General features: G+C 73.4%; 15 protein-coding genes. 9 read left to right on the top strand and 6 right to left on the bottom strand.

The genetic code is table 11. From position 1 onward, the window contains the following. Window positions 1-13 precede the first annotated feature (13 nt). From LNW73_RS07825 to LNW73_RS07800, 6 genes are all read left to right on the top strand, one after another. A complete protein-coding gene (locus LNW73_RS07825) occupies window positions 14-805 on the top strand; it encodes a helix-turn-helix domain-containing protein (protein WP_250989449.1) in 792 nt (263 codons plus the stop codon). A 38-nt stretch (window positions 806-843) separates the two neighbouring features. Next, window positions 844-2,334, top strand: a complete 1,491-nt coding sequence (gene rimO, locus LNW73_RS07820) for a 30S ribosomal protein S12 methylthiotransferase RimO (RefSeq protein ID WP_250989448.1) — start codon at window positions 844-846, stop codon at window positions 2,332-2,334. Further along, the gene (pgsA, locus tag LNW73_RS07815; protein ID WP_250989447.1) at window positions 2,331-3,137 is read left to right on the top strand and encodes a CDP-diacylglycerol--glycerol-3-phosphate 3-phosphatidyltransferase; all 807 of its coding nucleotides are present in this window, start codon (window positions 2,331-2,333) and stop codon (window positions 3,135-3,137) included. Before rimO ends, pgsA begins: the two co-directional genes overlap by 4 nt. After that, entirely contained in the window at window positions 3,134-3,694 is a 561-nt protein-coding gene (locus LNW73_RS07810) for a CinA family protein (RefSeq protein ID WP_250989446.1), read from the top strand. Before pgsA ends, LNW73_RS07810 begins: the two co-directional genes overlap by 4 nt. A gap of 94 nt (window positions 3,695-3,788) precedes the next feature. Further along, entirely contained in the window at window positions 3,789-4,172 is a 384-nt protein-coding gene (locus LNW73_RS07805; RefSeq protein WP_250978037.1) for a helix-turn-helix domain-containing protein, read from the top strand. Between the two features lie 166 nt (window positions 4,173-4,338). Further along, on the top strand, window positions 4,339-4,809 hold the full coding sequence (locus LNW73_RS07800; protein ID WP_250989445.1) for a Dps family protein: 471 nt from the start codon (window positions 4,339-4,341) through the stop codon (window positions 4,807-4,809). Window positions 4,810-5,406: 597 nt separating this feature from the next. On the opposite strand, the gene LNW73_RS07790 is transcribed toward LNW73_RS07800, so the two are convergent. The 3 genes from LNW73_RS07790 to LNW73_RS07780 are packed head-to-tail and all read right to left on the bottom strand — an operon-like array spanning window position 5,407 to window position 11,769. Then, entirely contained in the window at window positions 5,407-6,204 is a 798-nt protein-coding gene (locus LNW73_RS07790) for an SDR family NAD(P)-dependent oxidoreductase (RefSeq protein WP_250989444.1), read from the bottom strand. A gap of 32 nt (window positions 6,205-6,236) precedes the next feature. Further along, entirely contained in the window at window positions 6,237-7,037 is an 801-nt protein-coding gene (locus LNW73_RS07785; RefSeq protein WP_250989443.1) for a DNA-formamidopyrimidine glycosylase family protein, read from the bottom strand. Window positions 7,038-7,044: 7 nt separating this feature from the next. Then, window positions 7,045-11,769, bottom strand: coding sequence for an Lhr family ATP-dependent helicase (locus LNW73_RS07780; protein ID WP_250989442.1), 4,725 nt, complete (start codon window positions 11,767-11,769; stop codon window positions 7,045-7,047). Between the two features lie 140 nt (window positions 11,770-11,909). On the opposite strand from LNW73_RS07780, the gene LNW73_RS07775 reads away from it, so the two are divergent. The 3 genes from LNW73_RS07775 to LNW73_RS07765 all read left to right on the top strand — a co-directional run bounded on the left by LNW73_RS07775 (window position 11,910) and on the right by LNW73_RS07765 (window position 13,964). Further along, window positions 11,910-12,785, top strand: a complete 876-nt coding sequence (locus tag LNW73_RS07775) for an AraC family transcriptional regulator (RefSeq protein ID WP_250989441.1) — start codon at window positions 11,910-11,912, stop codon at window positions 12,783-12,785. A 103-nt stretch (window positions 12,786-12,888) separates the two neighbouring features. Beyond that, on the top strand, window positions 12,889-13,656 hold the full coding sequence (locus LNW73_RS07770; RefSeq protein WP_250992846.1) for an AzlC family ABC transporter permease: 768 nt from the start codon (window positions 12,889-12,891) through the stop codon (window positions 13,654-13,656). Continuing rightward, on the top strand, window positions 13,653-13,964 hold the full coding sequence (locus tag LNW73_RS07765; protein ID WP_138358577.1) for an AzlD domain-containing protein: 312 nt from the start codon (window positions 13,653-13,655) through the stop codon (window positions 13,962-13,964). Before LNW73_RS07770 ends, LNW73_RS07765 begins: the two co-directional genes overlap by 4 nt. A 20-nt stretch (window positions 13,965-13,984) precedes the next feature. Here the strand turns inward: LNW73_RS07765 and LNW73_RS07760 are convergent, their stop codons facing one another. From LNW73_RS07760 to LNW73_RS07750, 3 genes are all read right to left on the bottom strand, one after another. Beyond that, window positions 13,985-14,899 (bottom strand): hypothetical protein, encoded by a 915-nt coding sequence (locus LNW73_RS07760; protein WP_250989440.1) that lies wholly within the window; start codon window positions 14,897-14,899, stop codon window positions 13,985-13,987. Window positions 14,900-15,025: 126 nt separating this feature from the next. After that, window positions 15,026-16,426 (bottom strand): chloride channel protein, encoded by a 1,401-nt coding sequence (locus LNW73_RS07755; RefSeq protein WP_250989439.1) that lies wholly within the window; start codon window positions 16,424-16,426, stop codon window positions 15,026-15,028. Beyond that, entirely contained in the window at window positions 16,423-16,986 is a 564-nt protein-coding gene (locus tag LNW73_RS07750) for a potassium channel family protein (protein WP_250989438.1), read from the bottom strand. Before LNW73_RS07750 ends, LNW73_RS07755 begins: the two co-directional genes overlap by 4 nt. Between the last annotated feature and the right edge of the window lie 63 nt (window positions 16,987-17,049).

Raw genomic sequence — 17,049 nt, 5'->3', positions numbered from 1 at the left:
GAAAGGCTTCCTCGTGTCCCTCGGCAACCCGCCCTCCGACGACCGGCCCTCCGTCGGTCGTGCCCTTGCCCAGGCCCGCCTCGCCGCCGGACTGACCGTTGACGAGGTCAGCTCCACGACGCGGGTGCGCGCCCCCATCGTGCTCGCCATCGAACAGGACGACTTCTCCCGTTGCGGTGGCGACATCTACGCCCGCGGTCACATCCGCAACCTCGCCCGCGCCGTCGGGATCGACCCCGAGCCGCTGGTCCAGCAGTACGCGGACGAGCACGGTGGCGCCACCACCCAGGTCCCCGTCGCGCCGCTCTACGAGGCGGAGCGGATCCGCCCGGACCGCCGCCGTCCGAACTGGACCGCGGCGATGGTCGCGGCGATCGTCGCGGTCGTCGGGTTCGTGGGCTTCACCGCGTTCAACGGCTCCGGCGGAAACTCGCCGTCGGCCGCCGCCAAGCCCTCGGTGACCGCCACCACGGCCAAGCCCAGCCCCAAGCCCGCCGACCCCAAGCCCGAGCCGTCGAACAGCGCGATCGCGGCCGCCCCGGTGGGCAAGGTGACGGTGAAGCTGACCGCGGACGTCGGCAAGAGCTGGATCCAGGCCACGGACAGCACCGGCAAGCCGCTCTTCGCCGGGAACCTGGAGAAGGGCGACGCCAAGACCTTCACCGACGACAAGAAGATCAAGTTGGTGATCGGTGACGCGGGCGCCATCAAGCTCTTCGTCAACGGCAAGGACCTCGGTCCCGCGGGCACGGACGGCCAGGTCGTACGGCTCACCTTCACCCCCGGAGACCCCCAGGCCGGGTGAACGTAAGAGGGACGGCTGGGACAAAGTAGGCTGAGCCTATGCCCGAACCCCGTACCGTCGCCCTTGTCACGCTCGGCTGCGCCCGCAATGAGGTGGATTCCGAGGAGCTCGCCGGCCGTCTGGCGGCGGACGGCTGGCAGCTGGTGGATGACGCCGCGGACGCCGACGTCGCCGTGGTCAACACCTGCGGCTTCGTCGACGCCGCCAAGAAGGACTCCGTGGACGCCCTCCTGGAGGCCAATGACCTCAAGGGTCATGGCCGCACCCAGGCGGTCGTCGCGGTCGGCTGCATGGCCGAGCGGTACGGCAAGGAGCTCTCCGAGGCCCTGCCCGAGGCCGACGCGGTGCTCGGCTTCGACGACTACACGGACATCTCCGACCGCCTCCAGACCATCCTGTCCGGCGGCGTGCACGCCTCGCACACCCCGCGCGACCGCCGCAAGCTGCTGCCGATCAGCCCCGCAGAGCGGCAGGGCGCCGCGGTGGCGCTGCCCGGCCACGCGCAGGAGGCCCCGGCCCCCGCGCCGGCCGACCTCCCCGAGGGCGTCGCCCCCGCCTCGGGGCCGCGCGCACCGCTGCGCCGCCGCCTGGACGACAGCCCGGTCGCCTCGGTGAAGCTGGCCTCCGGCTGCGACCGCCGCTGCTCGTTCTGCGCCATCCCGTCCTTCCGCGGCTCGTTCATCTCCCGCCGCCCCTCGGACGTCCTCGGCGAGACGCGCTGGCTCGCCGACCAGGGCGTCAGCGAGGTCATGCTGGTCAGCGAGAACAACACCTCGTACGGCAAGGACCTCGGCGACATCCGGCTGCTGGAGACGCTGCTGCCCGAGCTGGCGGCCGTCCCGGGCATCGAGCGGATCCGGGTCAGCTACCTGCAGCCCGCCGAGATGCGCCCCGGCCTGATCGACGCCCTGACCTCGACCGACAAGGTCATGCCGTACTTCGACCTGTCCTTCCAGCACTCGGCGCCCGGCGTGCTGCGCGCGATGCGCCGCTTCGGCAGCACCGAGAGCTTCCTGGAACTGCTCGGCACCATCCGCGGCAAGGCCCCGGAGGCCGGTGTCCGCTCCAACTTCATCGTCGGCTTCCCCGGCGAGACCGAGGCGGACCTGGAGGAGCTGGAACGCTTCCTCAGCTCCGCGCGGCTCGACGCCATCGGGGTCTTCGGGTACTCGGACGAGGACGGCACCGAGGCCGCCGGCTACGGCGACAAGCTCGACGAGGACACCGTCGCCCAGCGGCTGGCCCGGGTCTCGCGTCTCGCGGAGGAGCTGACCGCTCAGCGCGCCCTGGAGCGGCTCGGCTCCACGGTGCGGGTGCTGGTCGAGTCCATCGACGAGGAGACCGGTGAGGCGGTCGGCCGCGCCGACCACCAGGCGCCGGAAACGGACGGTTCGACCACGCTGACCTCCTGCGAGGGCCTGAAGCCGGGCATGATGGTAACCGCGAAGGTGATCGACACCGAGGGTGTCGACCTCATCGCGGAACCCCTCACCGGGGGCGACTGTTCTGTGGAGGAGGTGGGCAGATGACCGGAGTCCCCGTGCCGGCTGCGGCCACCCCGGACCACATGGGCGATCCCGTGGTCGGCCAGGCCGGGCTCTGGAACATCGCCAACCTGCTCACGATGATGCGGCTGGTGCTGGTTCCCGGCTTCGTCATGCTGCTGATCCACGACGGCGGCCACGACCCCGCCTGGCGTTCGTTCGCCTGGGCGGCGTTCGCCATCGCGATGATCACCGACCTCTTCGACGGGGAACTGGCCCGGCGGTACGGGCTGGTCACCGACTTCGGCAAGATCGCCGACCCCATCGCCGACAAGGCGATCATGGGCGCCGCGCTCGTCGGGCTGTCCGCGCTGGGCGACCTGCCGTGGTGGGTGACCGGAGTGATCCTCTTCCGGGAGATCGGCATCACGCTGATGCGCTTCTGGGTGATCCGGCACGGAGTGATCCCGGCCAGCCGCGGCGGCAAGCTCAAGACGCTGACGCAGGGCATCGCGGTCGGCATGTACATCCTGGCCCTCACCGGGCCGCTGGCGACGCTGCGGGCCTGGGCGATGGCCGCGGCCGTCGTGCTGACCGTCCTCACCGGGCTCGACTACATCCGGCAGGCCGTCGTGCTGCGCCGGGCCGGCCTCGCCGCGCAGCGCGAGCGCGCGGCCGCGCAGGGGAAGCCCACCCAGGGGAAGCCCACCCAAGGGAAGCCCGGCCAGGCGAAGTCTCAGGCTCAACCCGACCTTCAGGCCGCGATGGACGCGGACCCGGAGCGCGAAACGGGCGCGGAGCGCGAACGGCGGACCTCCCCGCGGCGGCAGAGTCACCAGAACGGATGACAGCGGCCGAGGTGTTGCGACTGCTCGACGGCCGGGGGCTCACCCTGGCGGTCGCCGAGTCGCTGACCGGCGGTCTGCTGGCCGCGGAGCTGACGTCCGTCCCGGGAGCCTCCCGGACCTTCCGCGGCTCGGTGACGGCCTACGCGACGGAACTCAAGCACGTACTGCTCGGCGTGGACGCCGGACTGCTGGCCGCTCGAGGAGCGGTCGACCCTCAGGTGGCCCTCGAGATGGCCGAGGGCGTGCGGAGCAGACTGGAAGCCGACTGGGGCGTGGCCACCACCGGCGTCGCGGGACCGGAGCCGCAGGACGGGCGGCCGGTCGGCACGGTGTACGTGGCGGTGGCCGGTCCCGGCGGCTCGGCGGTCAACCCGCTGCGGCTGGAGGGCGGCCGCTCCGAGATCCGTGCCGCCAGCGTGACCGCCGCACTCGCTCTGCTGGAGCGGTCCCTCACGACAGGGGTGCCGTCCCGCACAACAGGGGTGCCGTCCCTCACGACCGGGGTGCGGGCGAAGGATAGGGAAGAAGACGGGGGGATGGGATGTTTGCAGCCCTGAGTGAACACGTCATCGCTCCCCGCACGGCCGGTGCCCGAGGCGGTACGGTGGGGCAAGAAGGATCCGGATTCGCGGTCCGAGGAGGGAGCCACCGATGATCCTGCTCCGTCGCCTGTTGGGTGACGTGCTGCGTCGGCAGCGCCAACGTCAGGGCCGCACTCTGCGTGAGGTCTCCTCTTCCGCCCGGGTGTCCCTGGGCTATCTGTCCGAAGTGGAGCGAGGGCAGAAGGAGGCATCCTCCGAGCTGCTCTCCGCGATCTGCGACGCGCTGGACGTCCCGATGTCCGAGGTGATGCGCGAGGTCAGCGATGATCTGTCGCTCGCGGAGCTGGCCCAGTCGGCGGCGTCCGAGACCTCCGCGGCGCCGATGCGACCACTGTTGGGTGCGGTGACCTCTGTCACATCTGTGACGACCGAGCGGGTCACCATCAAGGCGCCGAAGGCGCCCGCTGAGGCCGTTGACGTGGTCGCGGCCTGAGCCGCCCGTCACTCCAGAAGTTCTTGTACCGGGACCCCGGTCGGCACTGCCGACCGGGGTCCCGTGCTTTTGCACGGTGCGGCGGGACGAGGCAGGGTGGGCGATACGGATTTAACGGGGTTTAACGGACCATTCGTCAGTCCCGTCGCCAGTAGGAGGATTCGGCATGAGTGTCGTCAAGAGCCCGCTGTCCGAGAAGCAGCGCAAGATCGTCGGTGAGGCGCTGCAGGGCGCTCTGGTGGATCTCGTGGATCTGGCGCTGGTGTCCAAACAGGTCCACTGGACCGTGGTGGGCCCGCGCTTCCGCTCGGTCCATCTGCAGCTCGACGAGGTCGTCGACACCGCCAGGCTGCACGCCGACACGGTGGCGGAGCGGGCCTCCGCGATCGGCGTCACGGCGGACGGGCGGGCCGGCACGGTCTCGAAGACCAGCGGGATCGACACGGTCACCGACGGCTGGATCAAGGACACGCAGGCGGTGGGCATCCTCATCGCGGCCCTCGACTCGGTGATCGAGCGGATGCGGGAGCGCATCGGGACGACGGCGGACGCCGACCCGGTCTCGCAGGACATCATCATCGGGCTCACGGCGGACCTGGAGAAGTTCCACTGGATGTTCCAGGCCGAGAACGTGTAGCGGCAAGCGCCGGCGCCGCGCTCGGTGGGCGTCTGTGGCGCTCGGGGATGGCCTGGTGCTCCGCGGTGCGGCCCGGCCGCTCCGGGCGCCCCGGACGCCTCCTGCGTCCCGCGTGCCCCGGGCTGTGCGGCCCACGTGCCTCGTACGCCCTGGCGCCCGGGGTCCGGAGCGGTCTACGATAGGCGGCTCGTCACGTTGCGTCGATGTATCGTCGCAGGCAGTGGCGATGTGCTGCTCCCATCGGGTGAACGTCCGGGCGGGGGCGTCGGCAGAGGGCTAGCGATCTTGGGAACCGGGCATCGCACCCTGGTACGGAGGGCCTCCCGGGGCTCTCCGCCGCAACCTCGGGGTTCCGAAGGAGGCGGCCATGCGCGTGCTCCAGCTCCAGGTCATCCGGAGTCTGTGGTCCCGCAGGGCGGTCCGCTGGACCGTCGCGCTGGGCCTGGGCGTCCTGTGGTGGTGGGCCGCGCTGCGGCTCGCCGTGCAGCCCGACCGGGCCGGGCCCCTCGAGAGTGCCGTGCTGGCGGGCGGCTGGGGGCTGGGCCTGATACCGCTGCACGCCGTACCGCGGACCGCCGCTCGTGCCGGGCGCGGCCGCTACCAGGGCATGGCGACCCCGCCGTTCGGCCGGAGGATCTGGCCGGTGGTGAAGGCCGAGGCGTCGGAGGCGAGGAAGAGCACCGACCCCGCCACGTCCTCGGGGGTGCCGACCCGTCCCAGCGGTGCCATCCGCACGAGCGACGCCTCGGCGCGCGCCTGGGTGGTCTCGTCGAAGGATCCGTCGGACCCCGTGCCGTAGTGGGAGGTCATCGGGGTGCGGATGAATCCCGGGGCGATGGCGTTGGCGCGGATGCCGAGCGGGCCGAGTTCGGCGGCCAGGGTTTTGGTGAGCTGCACCACGGCGGCTTTGGAGACGCTGTAGCAGAGCAGGCCGCGGGCGCCGGTGTCGATCGCGCCGGAGGCCATGGTGATGATGCTGCCGGACCGCTGGGCGGTCATGACGCGGGCCGCCTCCTGGGCGCTGTGCAGCACGCCTTTGAAGTTGACGCCGAGGACGCGGTCCAGATCGGCGTCGTCGGTCTCCAGGACGCTGCTGCTGTGCATGATCCCCGCGATGGCCGCCAGGATGTCCAGCCGCCCGTGGTCGCGGACCGTCTCGGCGACGGTCTCGGCGATCTGGGCCCGGTCGGTGACGTCCAGCTGCCGGGCGCGGGCGGCGCCGCCGGCCTTCTCGATCAGTTCCGCGGTCTCCCGCACGCCGGGACCGTCGCGGTCCGCGCAGACGACGGTGGCGCCGGCTTGGGCCAGCAGAACGGCGGACGCGCGGCCGATCCCGCTCGCGGCGCCGGTGACCAGGGCGGTGCGTCCGGTGAGGTCGTACGCCTTCATGGGCATGACGCGACGGTACGACCGTATCTGACGGTCCGTCAATTGGCGTGCGGGTGCGGGCCTCGCTGGCAGCGCGGACACCAGTAGGCGACGCGGGCCCGTTCCGGCGGTCCGTGCTGCCCGACGCGGACGGCGGTGCCGCAGCGCAGGCACGGCCGGTGCTCCCTGCCGTACACCCAGTGGGTGCGGCCGCGCCGCAGGTCCCCGGTGGTGATGTGGCCGGGGCGGGCCTTGTTCGCCTCCAGCAGTTTCTTGGCGAGCGCCACCAGCTTCTCCGGCCCGGCTTCGCCGACCGGCGTCCAGGGGGTGATGCCGCGCAGAAAACAGAGCTCCGACACGTAGACGTTGCCGACGCCCGCCAGATTGCGCTGGTCCAGGAGCGCCTCGCCGACCGGCCGGGCGGGTTCGGCGCCCAGCCGCGCGACGGCCTCGGCCGGATTCCAGTCCGGGCCCAGCAGGTCGGGGCCGAGATGGCCGACGACGCTGTCCTCCTCGGCGGTGGGCAGCAGCTCCAGCACCGGCAGCCGGTAGCCGACCGCCACCCGGGCGGGCGTCTCCAGTACGGCGCGGACCTGGTGGAGGGGGCCGCCGCGCCACCGGTCGCCCGGCGCGTACAGATGCCAGGAGCCGTCCATGCGCAGATGCGAGTGGAGCGTCAGACCGCCGTCGAACCGCGTCATCAGATGCTTGCCGCGCGCGATCACCCCGGTGACGCGACGGTCCGCGAGGTCGGTGGTGGCGAGCTGCGGCACGCGCAGGTCGGCGCGGACGAGGGACCGGCCCGCCAGGGCCTCGTCGAGCCGGCGGGCGGTCAGCCAGACCGTGTCTCCTTCGGGCACCTCCCCATCATCCCCGCAGCCGCAGACCGCGCGGAGTGGCGTGGAAGCCCGCGGTCTCCAGGGCGCGGCCCAGCGGTGAGGTGAGGGCCGACTCCCCGTTGGTGCGCTCCACGGTGAGCCGGCCGAGCGCGCCCTCCCGGACCGCCAGCGCGAGGGCGTCCGCGGCGGCCCGCAGCCGCTCCTCCTCGTCGGGCCAGGCGAGCAGCGTCTTCCCGCCGCGTTCCACGTACAGGGCCAGCTCGCCGTCGACGAGGACCACCAGGGCGCCCGCCTTGCGGCCCGGCTTGTGGGTGACGCCGTCGGGCTGCGCTGGCCAGGGCAGGGCGGCGCCGTACGCGTTGGCGGGGTCGGCGGCGGCGAGGACGACGGCCCGCTGGCCGGTGCGGGCGCCTTCCTCGCGGTCGCGGGCGGTGTTGATGGCGCGCAGCCGGTCGACCGCGCCGTCCATCGCGAACTGTGCGGCGCCGAGCCCTTCGACCACGTATCCGCGCCGGGTCTGGCCGGTCTCCTCGAAGGCCGACAGCACCCGGTAGGCGGCGGAGAAGCCGCCCTCGACGCCTTCGGCGGCGACCGCCCCGCGGGTGACGACACCATGGCGGTCCAGCAGGGTGTGGACCAGGGCGTGGGCGCGCAGTGTCGGGTCGGACTCCGGGGGCGGGACGAGCGACCAGCGGCCCGCCGTCGTCGGGGGCCCGGTGCGGGACGCGGTCGCGCGTGGCACCCGGCCGGTGAGGGAACCGTAGCGCCCGCGGGGGACCGAACGCGGTGCGCGGTGCGCGGTGGACCCGGCGGTGCGCCCGGAACCGAGCAGGGCGCGCAGCGGGGCCAGGGTGTCGTTGGTCAGCCGCCCGGACCACGCCAGATCCCAGACGGCGTCCGCCAGCTCGGGGTCGGACGGGGCCTCACCCGCGGCCCGCGCCTGGTCGGCGATCTGCCGGAAGAACAGCCCGTAGCCGCCGGACAGGGCGCCGAGGACGGCCTGGTGCAGCGGCGAGAGCTCGAGCGGCTGGGGCTCCTTGAGCAGCAGCGGAGCGGTGTCGGCGAGATGGAGCGAGACCCAGCCGTCCTTGCCGGGCAGCGCCCCCGCACCGGACCACAGGACCTCACCGGAGGCGGTCAGCTCGTCCAGCATCGCCGGGGTGTAGCCGGAGACCCGGGACGGCAGCACGAGCTTCTCCAGCGCGGAGGCGGGCACCTCGGCGCCCTGCAGCTGCTCGACGGCCCGGACCAGCCCGTCGATTCCGCGCAGGCTGTGGGTGCCGACGTGCTGCCACTGGGGGAGGAACGTGGCCAGGGTGGCGGGCGGCACCGGTTCCACCTCGTGCCGCAGCGCGGCCAGCGAGCGGCGCCGCAGCCGGCGCAGCACCGCCGCGTCGCACCATTCGTGGCCGGCGCCGCCCGGCCGGAACTCGCCCTGGACGACGCGGCCGCCCGCGGCGAGCCGCTGCAGCAGACCGTCCACCACGGCCGTGCCGAGACCGAACCGCCGCGCCGCCTCGACGGAGGTGAACGGACCGTGGGTGCGGGCGAACCGGGCGAGCAGATCGCCGAGCGGGTCCTTGACCGGCTCGGTGAAGGCCTCGGGGACTCCGACGGGCAGTGCCGTACCCAGCGCGTCCCGCAGCCGCCCGGCGTCCTCGACCGCCGCCCAGTGCTCGCCGCCGGCGATCCGGACCCGGATCGCGCGGCGCGCCGACTCCAGGTGCGCCGCCCAGTCCGGCTCGGCGCCGCGCGCCGCCAACTCGGCCTCGGTGAGCGGTCCGAGGAGCCGCAGCAGGTCGGCGACTCCTTCGGCGTCCTTGACCCGGCGGTCCTCCGTCAGCCACTGCAGCTCCTGCTCCAGCTCGGCCAGGACATCGCCGTCCAGCAGCTCGCGCAGCTCGGCCTGGCCCAGCAGCTCGGCCAGCAGCCGGGAGTCCAGCGACAGGGCTGCGGCGCGGCGCTCGGCGAGCGGCGAGTCCCCCTCGTAGAGGAACTGTGCGACGTAGCCGAAGAGCAGCGAGCGGGCGAAGGGGGAGGGCTCGGGCGTGGTGACCTCCACCAACCGCACCCGGCGCGCCTCGATGTCACCCATCAGCTCGACGAGACCCGGCACGTCGAAGACGTCCTGCAGGCACTCGCGGACCGCTTCGAGGACGATCGGGAAGGAGCCGAAGTCCGAGGCGACCTGGAGGAGCTGGGCGGCGCGCTGGCGCTGCTGCCACAGCGGGGTGCGCTTGCCGGGGGAGCGCCGGGGCAGCAGCAGGGCGCGGGCCGCGCACTCGCGGAAGCGGGAGGCGAACAGGGCGGAGCCGCCGACCTGGTCGGTGACCAGCTGCTCGACCTCGCCCTTGTCGAAGGCGACGTCCGCGGCGCCGACCGGCGACCGGTCGCTGTCGAACTCCGCGCCCGCCCGGACCGGGTCGCTGCCTGTGCTTGTGTCGGTGCCGGTGCCAAATCCGGTGCTGGTGTCGGTGTCGAGCAGATCGAGACCCATGAGATCCGCGTCCGGCAGTCGCAGCACGATGCCGTCGTCGGCGTGCATCACCTGGGCGTCCAGCCCGTACCGCTCCATGAGGCGGGCGCCCAGCGCCAGCGCCCAGGGTGCGTGCACCTGCGCGCCGAAGGGGGAGTGCACCACCACCCGCCAGTCGCCCAGCTCGTCACGGAACCGCTCCACGACGATGGTCCGGTCGTCGGGGATGTGGCCGCAGGCCTGCCGCTGCTCCGACAGATAGGCCAGCACGTTGTCCGTCGCCCAGGTGTCGAGCCCGGCCGCGGCCAGCCGTTCGCGGGCCTCCTCGGGCCCCAGCCGCCCGACCTCGCGGACGAACGCGCCCACCGCCCGGCCGAGCTCCAGCGGGCGGCCCAGCTGGTCGCCCTTCCAGAAGGGGAGCCGGCCCGGCACCCCGGGCGCGGGCGAGACGAGCACCCGGTCGCGGGTGATGTCCTCGATCCGCCAGGAGGTGGTGCCCAGCGTGAAGACATCGCCGACCCGCGACTCGTAGACCATCTCCTCGTCCAGCTCACCGACCCGGCCGCCGCCCTTCTTCGGGTCGGAGCCGGCCAGGAACACACCGAACAGCCCGCGGTCCGGGATGGTGCCGCCGGAGGTCACGGCCAGCCGCTGCGCTCCGGGGCGGCCGGCGACCGTGTTCGCCACCCGGTCCCAGACGATGCGCGGCCGCAGCTCGGCGAAGGCGTCGGAGGGGTAGCGGCCGCCCAGCATGTCGAGCACCGCCGTGTACGCCGAGTGCGGGAGCGCCGCGAAGGGCGCCGCCCGGCGCACCAGGGCGAGCAGCTCGTCCACGTCCCAGGTGTCGAGCGCGGTCATGGCGACGATCTGCTGCGCCAGGACGTCCAACGGATTCGCCGGCACGCGCAGGGACTCGATGGAGCCGGTCCGCATCCGCTCGGTGACGACCGCCGCCTGCACGAGGTCACCGCGGTACTTGGGGAAGACCACGCCCGTCGACACGGCACCCACCTGGTGCCCGGCCCGGCCGACGCGCTGCAGCCCGGAGGCGACGGACGGCGGTGACTCCACCTGGATGACGAGATCGACCGCGCCCATGTCGATGCCCAGTTCCAGACTGGACGTCGCGACCACGGCGGGCAGCCGCCCGGCCTTGAGGTCCTCCTCGACGAGGGCGCGCTGCTCCTTGGACACCGACCCGTGGTGCGCACGGGCCATCAGCGGCGGCGCGCCCTGAGCGGCGCCCGACTGGGCCATGATCTCGGCCGGCGGCGAGGTGTCGGGCAGCGGTTCGCCGGTGGCCCGCTCGTAGGCGATCTCGTTGAGGCGGTTGCACAGCCGCTCGGCCAGCCGGCGGGAGTTGGCGAACACGATCGTCGAGCGGTGCGCCTGCACCAGATCGGCGATCCGCTCCTCCACATGCGGCCAGATCGACGCCCGCTGCTCCGCTCCGGCCGCGGGCCCGCTGTGATCCGCGACGGGGGAGCCGCCCAGCTCGCCCAGGTCCTCGACGGGCACGACCACCGACAGGTCGAACTTCTTCTGCGACGCCGGCTGGACGATCGTCACCTTGCGCTGCGGCGACAGATAGCGGGCGATCTCCTCGACCGGCCGGACCGTCGCGGACAGCCCGATCCGCCGGGCGGGCCGGTCCAGCAGCTCGTCCAGCCGCTCCAGCGACAGGGCCAGATGGGCCCCCCGCTTCGTGCCGGCGACGGCGTGCACCTCGTCCAGGATCACCGTCTCCACACCGCGCAGCGCCTCGCGGGCGGCCGAGGTGAGCATCAGGAAGAGCGATTCGGGGGTGGTGATCAGGATGTCCGGCGGGCGGGTGACCAGGGTGCGGCGTTCGGCGGCGGGGGTGTCCCCCGAGCGGATCCCGACCCGGACCTCGGGCTCGGGCAGACCGAGCCGGACGGACTCCTGACGCAGACCCGTGAGCGGGCTGCGCAGATTGCGCTCCACATCGACCGCGAGGGCCTTGAGCGGGGACACGTACAGCACCCGGCAGCGGCGCTGGGTCTCGGCGGGCGGCGGGACGCTCGCCAGCCGGTCCAGCGAGGCCAGGAACGCGGCCAGCGTCTTGCCGGAGCCGGTCGGCGCGACCACCAGGACGTCGGAACCCTCGCCGATCGCCCGCCAGGCACCGGCCTGGGCGGCGGTGGGCGCGCTGAAGGCTCCCGTGAACCACGCGCGGGTGGCCGGGGAGAACGCCTCCAGGGCGGCGGCCGGGTCCTCTTCCGGTTCCGGCTTGCCCTGACTGCTCCGTCGCGACATGTCCCCATCCTGCCCCGCCCCACTGACAACGGCCCCGGGACCCGCGCCGGGACCCGCGTCGGAACCCGCGTCGGAAGGCGAGCCGGGACCCGAGCCGGGGCCGTTCCGCGGGGTTCCCGGCCCGGACGCAGAATGGGTTCATGGCACGACGCGAACCGGCACCCGAGCAGGCACGGCACTGGCAGCACCCGCAGCTGCCGGGCGTGGACCTGCTGCGCGCCCGGTACGTCAGCCACACGTTCTCCCGGCACTCCCACGACGGATACGTGATCGCGACGGTCACCAAGGGCGTCGAGGGCATCGGCATGCCCGGCGGCGACCTCCGCGCGGGCGCGGGCGGGGTCGTCCTCATCAATCCCGAGACCCCGCACTCCGCGTACGCGGGGACGGCGGACGGCTGGAGCTATCGCGTCCTCTACCCGAGCATCGACGTGGTGGCGGCCGTCGCGGCCGAGACGACCGGCCGGAACGGCACCCACGGCACCCCGGCGTTCACCGACACCGTCCTCGACGACCCGGACTGCGCCCGGCTGATCGCGGACATCCACGCCGCCGCGGAACGAGACAACGCGCTCGCGGCCGACACCCTGCTGCGGCTCGCCGTCGCCAGGCTGCTGCGCCGCTACGGCGCGGACCCGGCCGCGCCGGGCGCGCTGCCGTCCGCCGGTGCGCTCGCCGCCGGCCGGGCCAGGGAACTGCTCGTCGAGCGGATCGCGTGCCCGCCGACGCTGGACCAGCTGGCCGCGGAACTGGGCACCAAGCCGTTCGCGCTGCTGCGCGCGTTCAAGGGCGCCTACGGGCTGCCGCCGCACGCCTGGCTGACCGGCGAGCGGGTGCGGGCGGCGCGCCGGATGCTCGACACGGGGACCCCGCCCGCCGAAGCGGCACTCGCGGTGGGGTTTACCGACCAGCCGCATCTGAACCGGCACTTCACGCGCATCGTGGGCGTACCCCCGGGCGCCTACCGGCGCGAACGCGCAAGAACGTACAAGACAGGCGAGGACCTCGCTCCATAACGTTCGTTGAGTGACAGGAGCAGCACACATACCCAGTTCTCAGGCGGAGCCGGCGGAGTCCCCGGAGGCGTCCGAGTCCCCGGATGCGTCGGAGCCGTCGGAGCTGCCGACGCGGCCGACGTCCGCCGTGGTCCGTGACGCGCTGGCCGTCGGAGTCGCCGTCGGCCTGTCGGGGTTCGCCTTCGGCGTGACGTCGGCCGGGGCAGGGCTGACGGTCGCGCAGACCTGCGCGCTCTCCCTGCTGGTCTTCAGCGGCGCCTCGCAGTTCGCCCTGGTCGGCGCGCTGGGTGCGGGCGGCAGCCCGTTCGCGGCGGCCGCCGGCGCGTTCTTCCTCGGCGCGCGCAACGCGTTCTACGGGCTGCGGCTGTCTCAGCTGCTGCGCCTCCCCCGGGCCGTGCGCCCGTTCGCCGCCCAGTGGGTGATCGACGAGACCTCCGCCGTGACCCTGGCGCAGCCCGACCGGCGCAGCGCGCGGCTCGGCTTCACCGTCACCGGCGTCACCATCTACCTGCTGTGGAACCTGACCACGCTCCTGGGCGCGCTCGGCGCCTCCGCGCTGGGCGATCCGGCCGGCTGGGGGCTGGACGCGGCAGGTCCCGCCGTCTTCCTCGCGCTGCTCGCGCCCATGCTGAAGGGCCGCCGTGAGCGCACGGTGGCCGGGCTCGCCGTCATCCTCGCCCTGGCCTGTCTGCCGCTGCTGCCCGCCGGGGTGCCGGTACTCGTCGCGGCTCTCGCCGCACCGATCGTCCTGGTCGCCGGGCGCCGCGGGACGGCACGCGAGGACGCCATCGAGGCCACCGCTGCAACCAAGGCCACCACTGCCACCACGGCTACCACCACCACCGCACAGCGGACGGAGAAGGACCGATGACCACCTGGATCGCGATCGGTGTGACCGCCTTCGGCTGCTACGCGGTGAAGCTGCTCGGCCTCTCCGTGCCCGCCGGGATCCTGGAGCGGCCGCTGGTGAAGCGGCTCGCCGCCCTCGTCCCGCTCGCCCTGCTCGCCGCCCTCACCGCGCTGCAGACGTTCAGCACCAGCGAGCTGAAACTCGTCGTCGACGCCCGCGCGGCCGGGCTCGCCGCCGCGGCGGTGGCGCTGCTGCTGCGCGCGCCGTTCCTGGTCGTCATCGGCGCGGCGGTCCTGGTGACCGCCGCCGTACGGGCCCTGACCGGCTGAGCGAACCACCCGAACACGTTTCAGATGATGGGGCGTCCGTAGGCGCGCAGAGTCCGCAGGGCCTCGATGGTGATGATCGGCCGCCACTCCAGCCGGGTGCCCGGCGCCCACGCGCGCCAGCGCATCGGCCAGCCGCCGTCCTCGCCCTGCTCCGCTGCCAGGAAGTCCAGCGACCGCTCCAGCTCGGCGTCGGTGAACCACTGCCGGGCCAGCGAATCCGGGCCACGCGCGTAGTCGTACGCGAAGTGGTACTCGCCCGGCGCGTATCCGGCGGGCAGCGGATACCGGTCCGCGCGGTCCGGATCCAGCACCACCAGCTGCTGCTCGCGCACCAGCTTCCCCAGCCGGTGCGCCGCGTCCCGCGCCCGCGCCCGGTCGGGGACGGCGTCCAGGAACGCCACCGCCGCCTCGACCTCGTACGGATGCGTCGCGTCCAGCGCCTCGATCGCCGCCCAGCAGAAGTCCGTGGCCCGGAACAGCCACGCGTGCCACACCCCGTTGCCGTGCAGCGTTCCCACCACAGGACCCGTCGCGAGCAGCGCGCCCTTCGGCGCCTCGACGACCGGGATCCACGGTGCCGCCGGATAGCCCCGCAGCGACGGATGCACCGCGGGCAGCGCTCCCTCCGCCGTCGACACCTCCGTCAGATACCGGCACACCCGCTCCGCCCGCTGCCCCCCGCACCGCCCGATCCCATCGAGTACGCGCAGCGCGTGGGCCGTGTGCAGCGGCTGGCTCACCGGCCCCCGCAGATCCGGCTCCAGGGCGTGCCCGAAGCCGCCGTCGTCATTGCGGTACGCGTTCAGCGCGGTCTCGACCGCCTCGACCGCCGCGTCCGAACCGTCGAGGAAGTGGTGGGTGAACCTGCGCTGCTCGAGCACGCGCGCGGTCAGCCACACGAAGTGCTCGGCGCGCGCGAGGGGAGTTCCTGGCATGTCCGCACAGTAGGGCGCCTTCCGCGCACTGCATACGCCTGTCACGAGGGAGCACCCGGCCGTGCGACCCCAAGCCCCCATGTGCGGGATCCTCCCGCCCCGAAGTTGACGTCTCCGGCGCGCTCCTCAGGCCTTCGTCGGGCCCTGCTGTGCTCCGGGAGCCGGGGACGGGGACGGGGCGGGGACCGGGGCGGCCGGTGCAGGACCGGGCCAGGAAGGCAGCAGCTCCGTGGTGACGAAGGCGACGACGGCCGCCAGGATCACCACCGGCATCATGGCGGAGCTGCCGAGCAGCAGGACCACGAGCACCACGCTGCTGACCGGCAGCCGCAGGGCGCTGGCCGCCGAGGCCGCCATTCCCGCCGCCAGGGCCGGAACGAGCCCCAGGCCCGGAAGAGGCGCGCACAGGACGCCCGCGGCGGCTCCCAGGAAGAGCGCGGGGAAGATCGGGCCGCCGCGCAGGCTGCCCAGACAGAGCGCGTACGCAACACCCTTGAACAGCAGGATGGCGACGAGCGCCCCGATCCCCCAGGCGTGCGGGTCGGTGGCCATCGCGCTCAGTGTGGCCTGGCCCGACGAGGCGACCTCCTCGGGCGTGCGGTCGGTGATCAGCGCGTAGAGGGCGGCGCAGGCCGCGGCGCCCAGTGCGCACAGCACGGTCCGGGGGAACGTCCGTACCGCGACGAACGCCGCGGTCAGCCGGCCCGTGCCCAGCACCAGGTGCACGAGGGTGCCGATGGCCACGGCCATGAGCAGCGACCAGAGGACGTCCCCCGCGTCCAGCCGGGGAAAGGGGGTGGGCAGCTTCAGCGCCAGGCTGCCGGTCTGCAGCCCGGTCCACCGTCCGAAGCCGGTGAACACCAGTGCCCCCACGCCACTGGACAGCAGGGCGGGCAGCATGACGGCGAACAGCCGCGGACCGCCGATGCCCGCCACCTCGATGAGCAGCACGGCCGCGATCAGCGGGTTGCCGAAGATGGCCGCGATGGCCGCGGCGGCGCCGGCCGCGGCCAGGAGGGCCGTGCTCTGCGGGGTCGCCGCGCCCCGGACGAGGTTCCTGAAGAGCGGCGCCAGGCCGCTGCCGAGCGCGATCAGCGGCGCCTCGGGTCCCAGGACCGCGCCGAACGGCAGACTCGCCATCGCGGCGAGCAGCACACCGGGCAGCGCGATGGGCGACGCGCCTCCGACGTGCAGACCGGAGGAGGGGATGTGGCCGCCTGCGCCCGGCAGGTGCGTGGCGATCAGGCCGACGCAGACACCGGCGATCGCCAGGAGGGGCAGCGGCCACCACCAGGGAGCGGTGTCCCAGCCCCAGGCGTGCGGGATGTCGGCCCACAGCACGTGTCCGAACTCGTGCATCCCGACGAGGAACCAGAACGCGGCGAGGGACACCGGGATGCCGATGAGGGCACAGAAGACGAGCGACTTGAGGTAGCCCGGCGTCAGTAGGATGCCCCGCAGCAGGTCCGGTTCCTCCGGCTGCGCCGCACCGTCGGCTGCGGCCGGCCGGGGTTGCGGTTCCGTCATGGGCCGTCCTCCGGGAGTTCCGACGGGGAGTGCGATGCCGTCTCCCGCCGCCGCAGCCCGATCCGGACCGCGCCGAAGAGAACTTTCGCGATCAGGCCCACCAGGATCAGATCGGCGATCATCTGCACCGTGGTCAGCACACGGCCGAGCTCGCTGACGGGCGTGATGTCCCCGAAGCCGACCGTCGCGAACACCGTGACGGTGAAGTAGAGCGCGTCGGTCCGGTTCAGTGGCTCCGAGAACGACGACGGCCGGTCCCTGGCGACCAGGAAGTACGTCGAGGCGAACAGCAGCAGGAACAGCGGCACGGCGGTGGCCAGCGCCTCGATGGCGCGCAGCCCGGGATACGCCGCATGAGTGACGGCGGCGACCTGCCAGGCGATCAGGCTGCCGAAGGCGATCAGACCCAGGGTGAGCAGAACGGCGGTGGTGGCGTTGAGTGCGCGGTCCAGGGGCATCAGGTAGTACATCCAGGTGAGCACCGCGGCCGAGGCCGCCGAGCGGAGCAGCCGTCCCACCAGAATCCGCCGGCGCTGCCGCGTGATGGGGATGCCGCTCATCACCTCTCCTCACCACGGGCCTCGGCGCCCTGCGGCCATTGCAACACCCGCCCCAGCACCCCG

It is taken from the genome of Streptomyces sp. RKAG337 (assembly GCF_023701715.1).
GTDB lineage: Bacteria > Actinomycetota > Actinomycetes > Streptomycetales > Streptomycetaceae > Actinacidiphila.
This window is presented reverse-complemented; position numbering and strand designations above follow the sequence as displayed.

Coding starts and splice junctions, on each gene's coding strand:
- rimO (WP_250989448.1), top strand. CDS start 844: ATGCCCGAACCCCGTACCGTCGCCCTTGTCACGCTCGGCTGCGCCCGC.
- pgsA (WP_250989447.1), top strand. CDS start 2,331: ATGACCGGAGTCCCCGTGCCGGCTGCGGCCACCCCGGACCACATGGGC.
- LNW73_RS07810 (WP_250989446.1), top strand. CDS start 3,134: ATGACAGCGGCCGAGGTGTTGCGACTGCTCGACGGCCGGGGGCTCACC.
- LNW73_RS07805 (WP_250978037.1), top strand. CDS start 3,789: ATGATCCTGCTCCGTCGCCTGTTGGGTGACGTGCTGCGTCGGCAGCGC.
- LNW73_RS07800 (WP_250989445.1), top strand. CDS start 4,339: ATGAGTGTCGTCAAGAGCCCGCTGTCCGAGAAGCAGCGCAAGATCGTC.
- LNW73_RS07790 (WP_250989444.1), bottom strand. CDS start 6,204: ATGCCCATGAAGGCGTACGACCTCACCGGACGCACCGCCCTGGTCACC.
- LNW73_RS07780 (WP_250989442.1), bottom strand. CDS start 11,769: ATGTCGCGACGGAGCAGTCAGGGCAAGCCGGAACCGGAAGAGGACCCG.
- LNW73_RS07775 (WP_250989441.1), top strand. CDS start 11,910: ATGGCACGACGCGAACCGGCACCCGAGCAGGCACGGCACTGGCAGCAC.
- LNW73_RS07765 (WP_138358577.1), top strand. CDS start 13,653: ATGACCACCTGGATCGCGATCGGTGTGACCGCCTTCGGCTGCTACGCG.
- LNW73_RS07760 (WP_250989440.1), bottom strand. CDS start 14,899: ATGCCAGGAACTCCCCTCGCGCGCGCCGAGCACTTCGTGTGGCTGACC.
- LNW73_RS07755 (WP_250989439.1), bottom strand. CDS start 16,426: ATGACGGAACCGCAACCCCGGCCGGCCGCAGCCGACGGTGCGGCGCAG.
- LNW73_RS07750 (WP_250989438.1), bottom strand. CDS start 16,986: ATGAGCGGCATCCCCATCACGCGGCAGCGCCGGCGGATTCTGGTGGGA.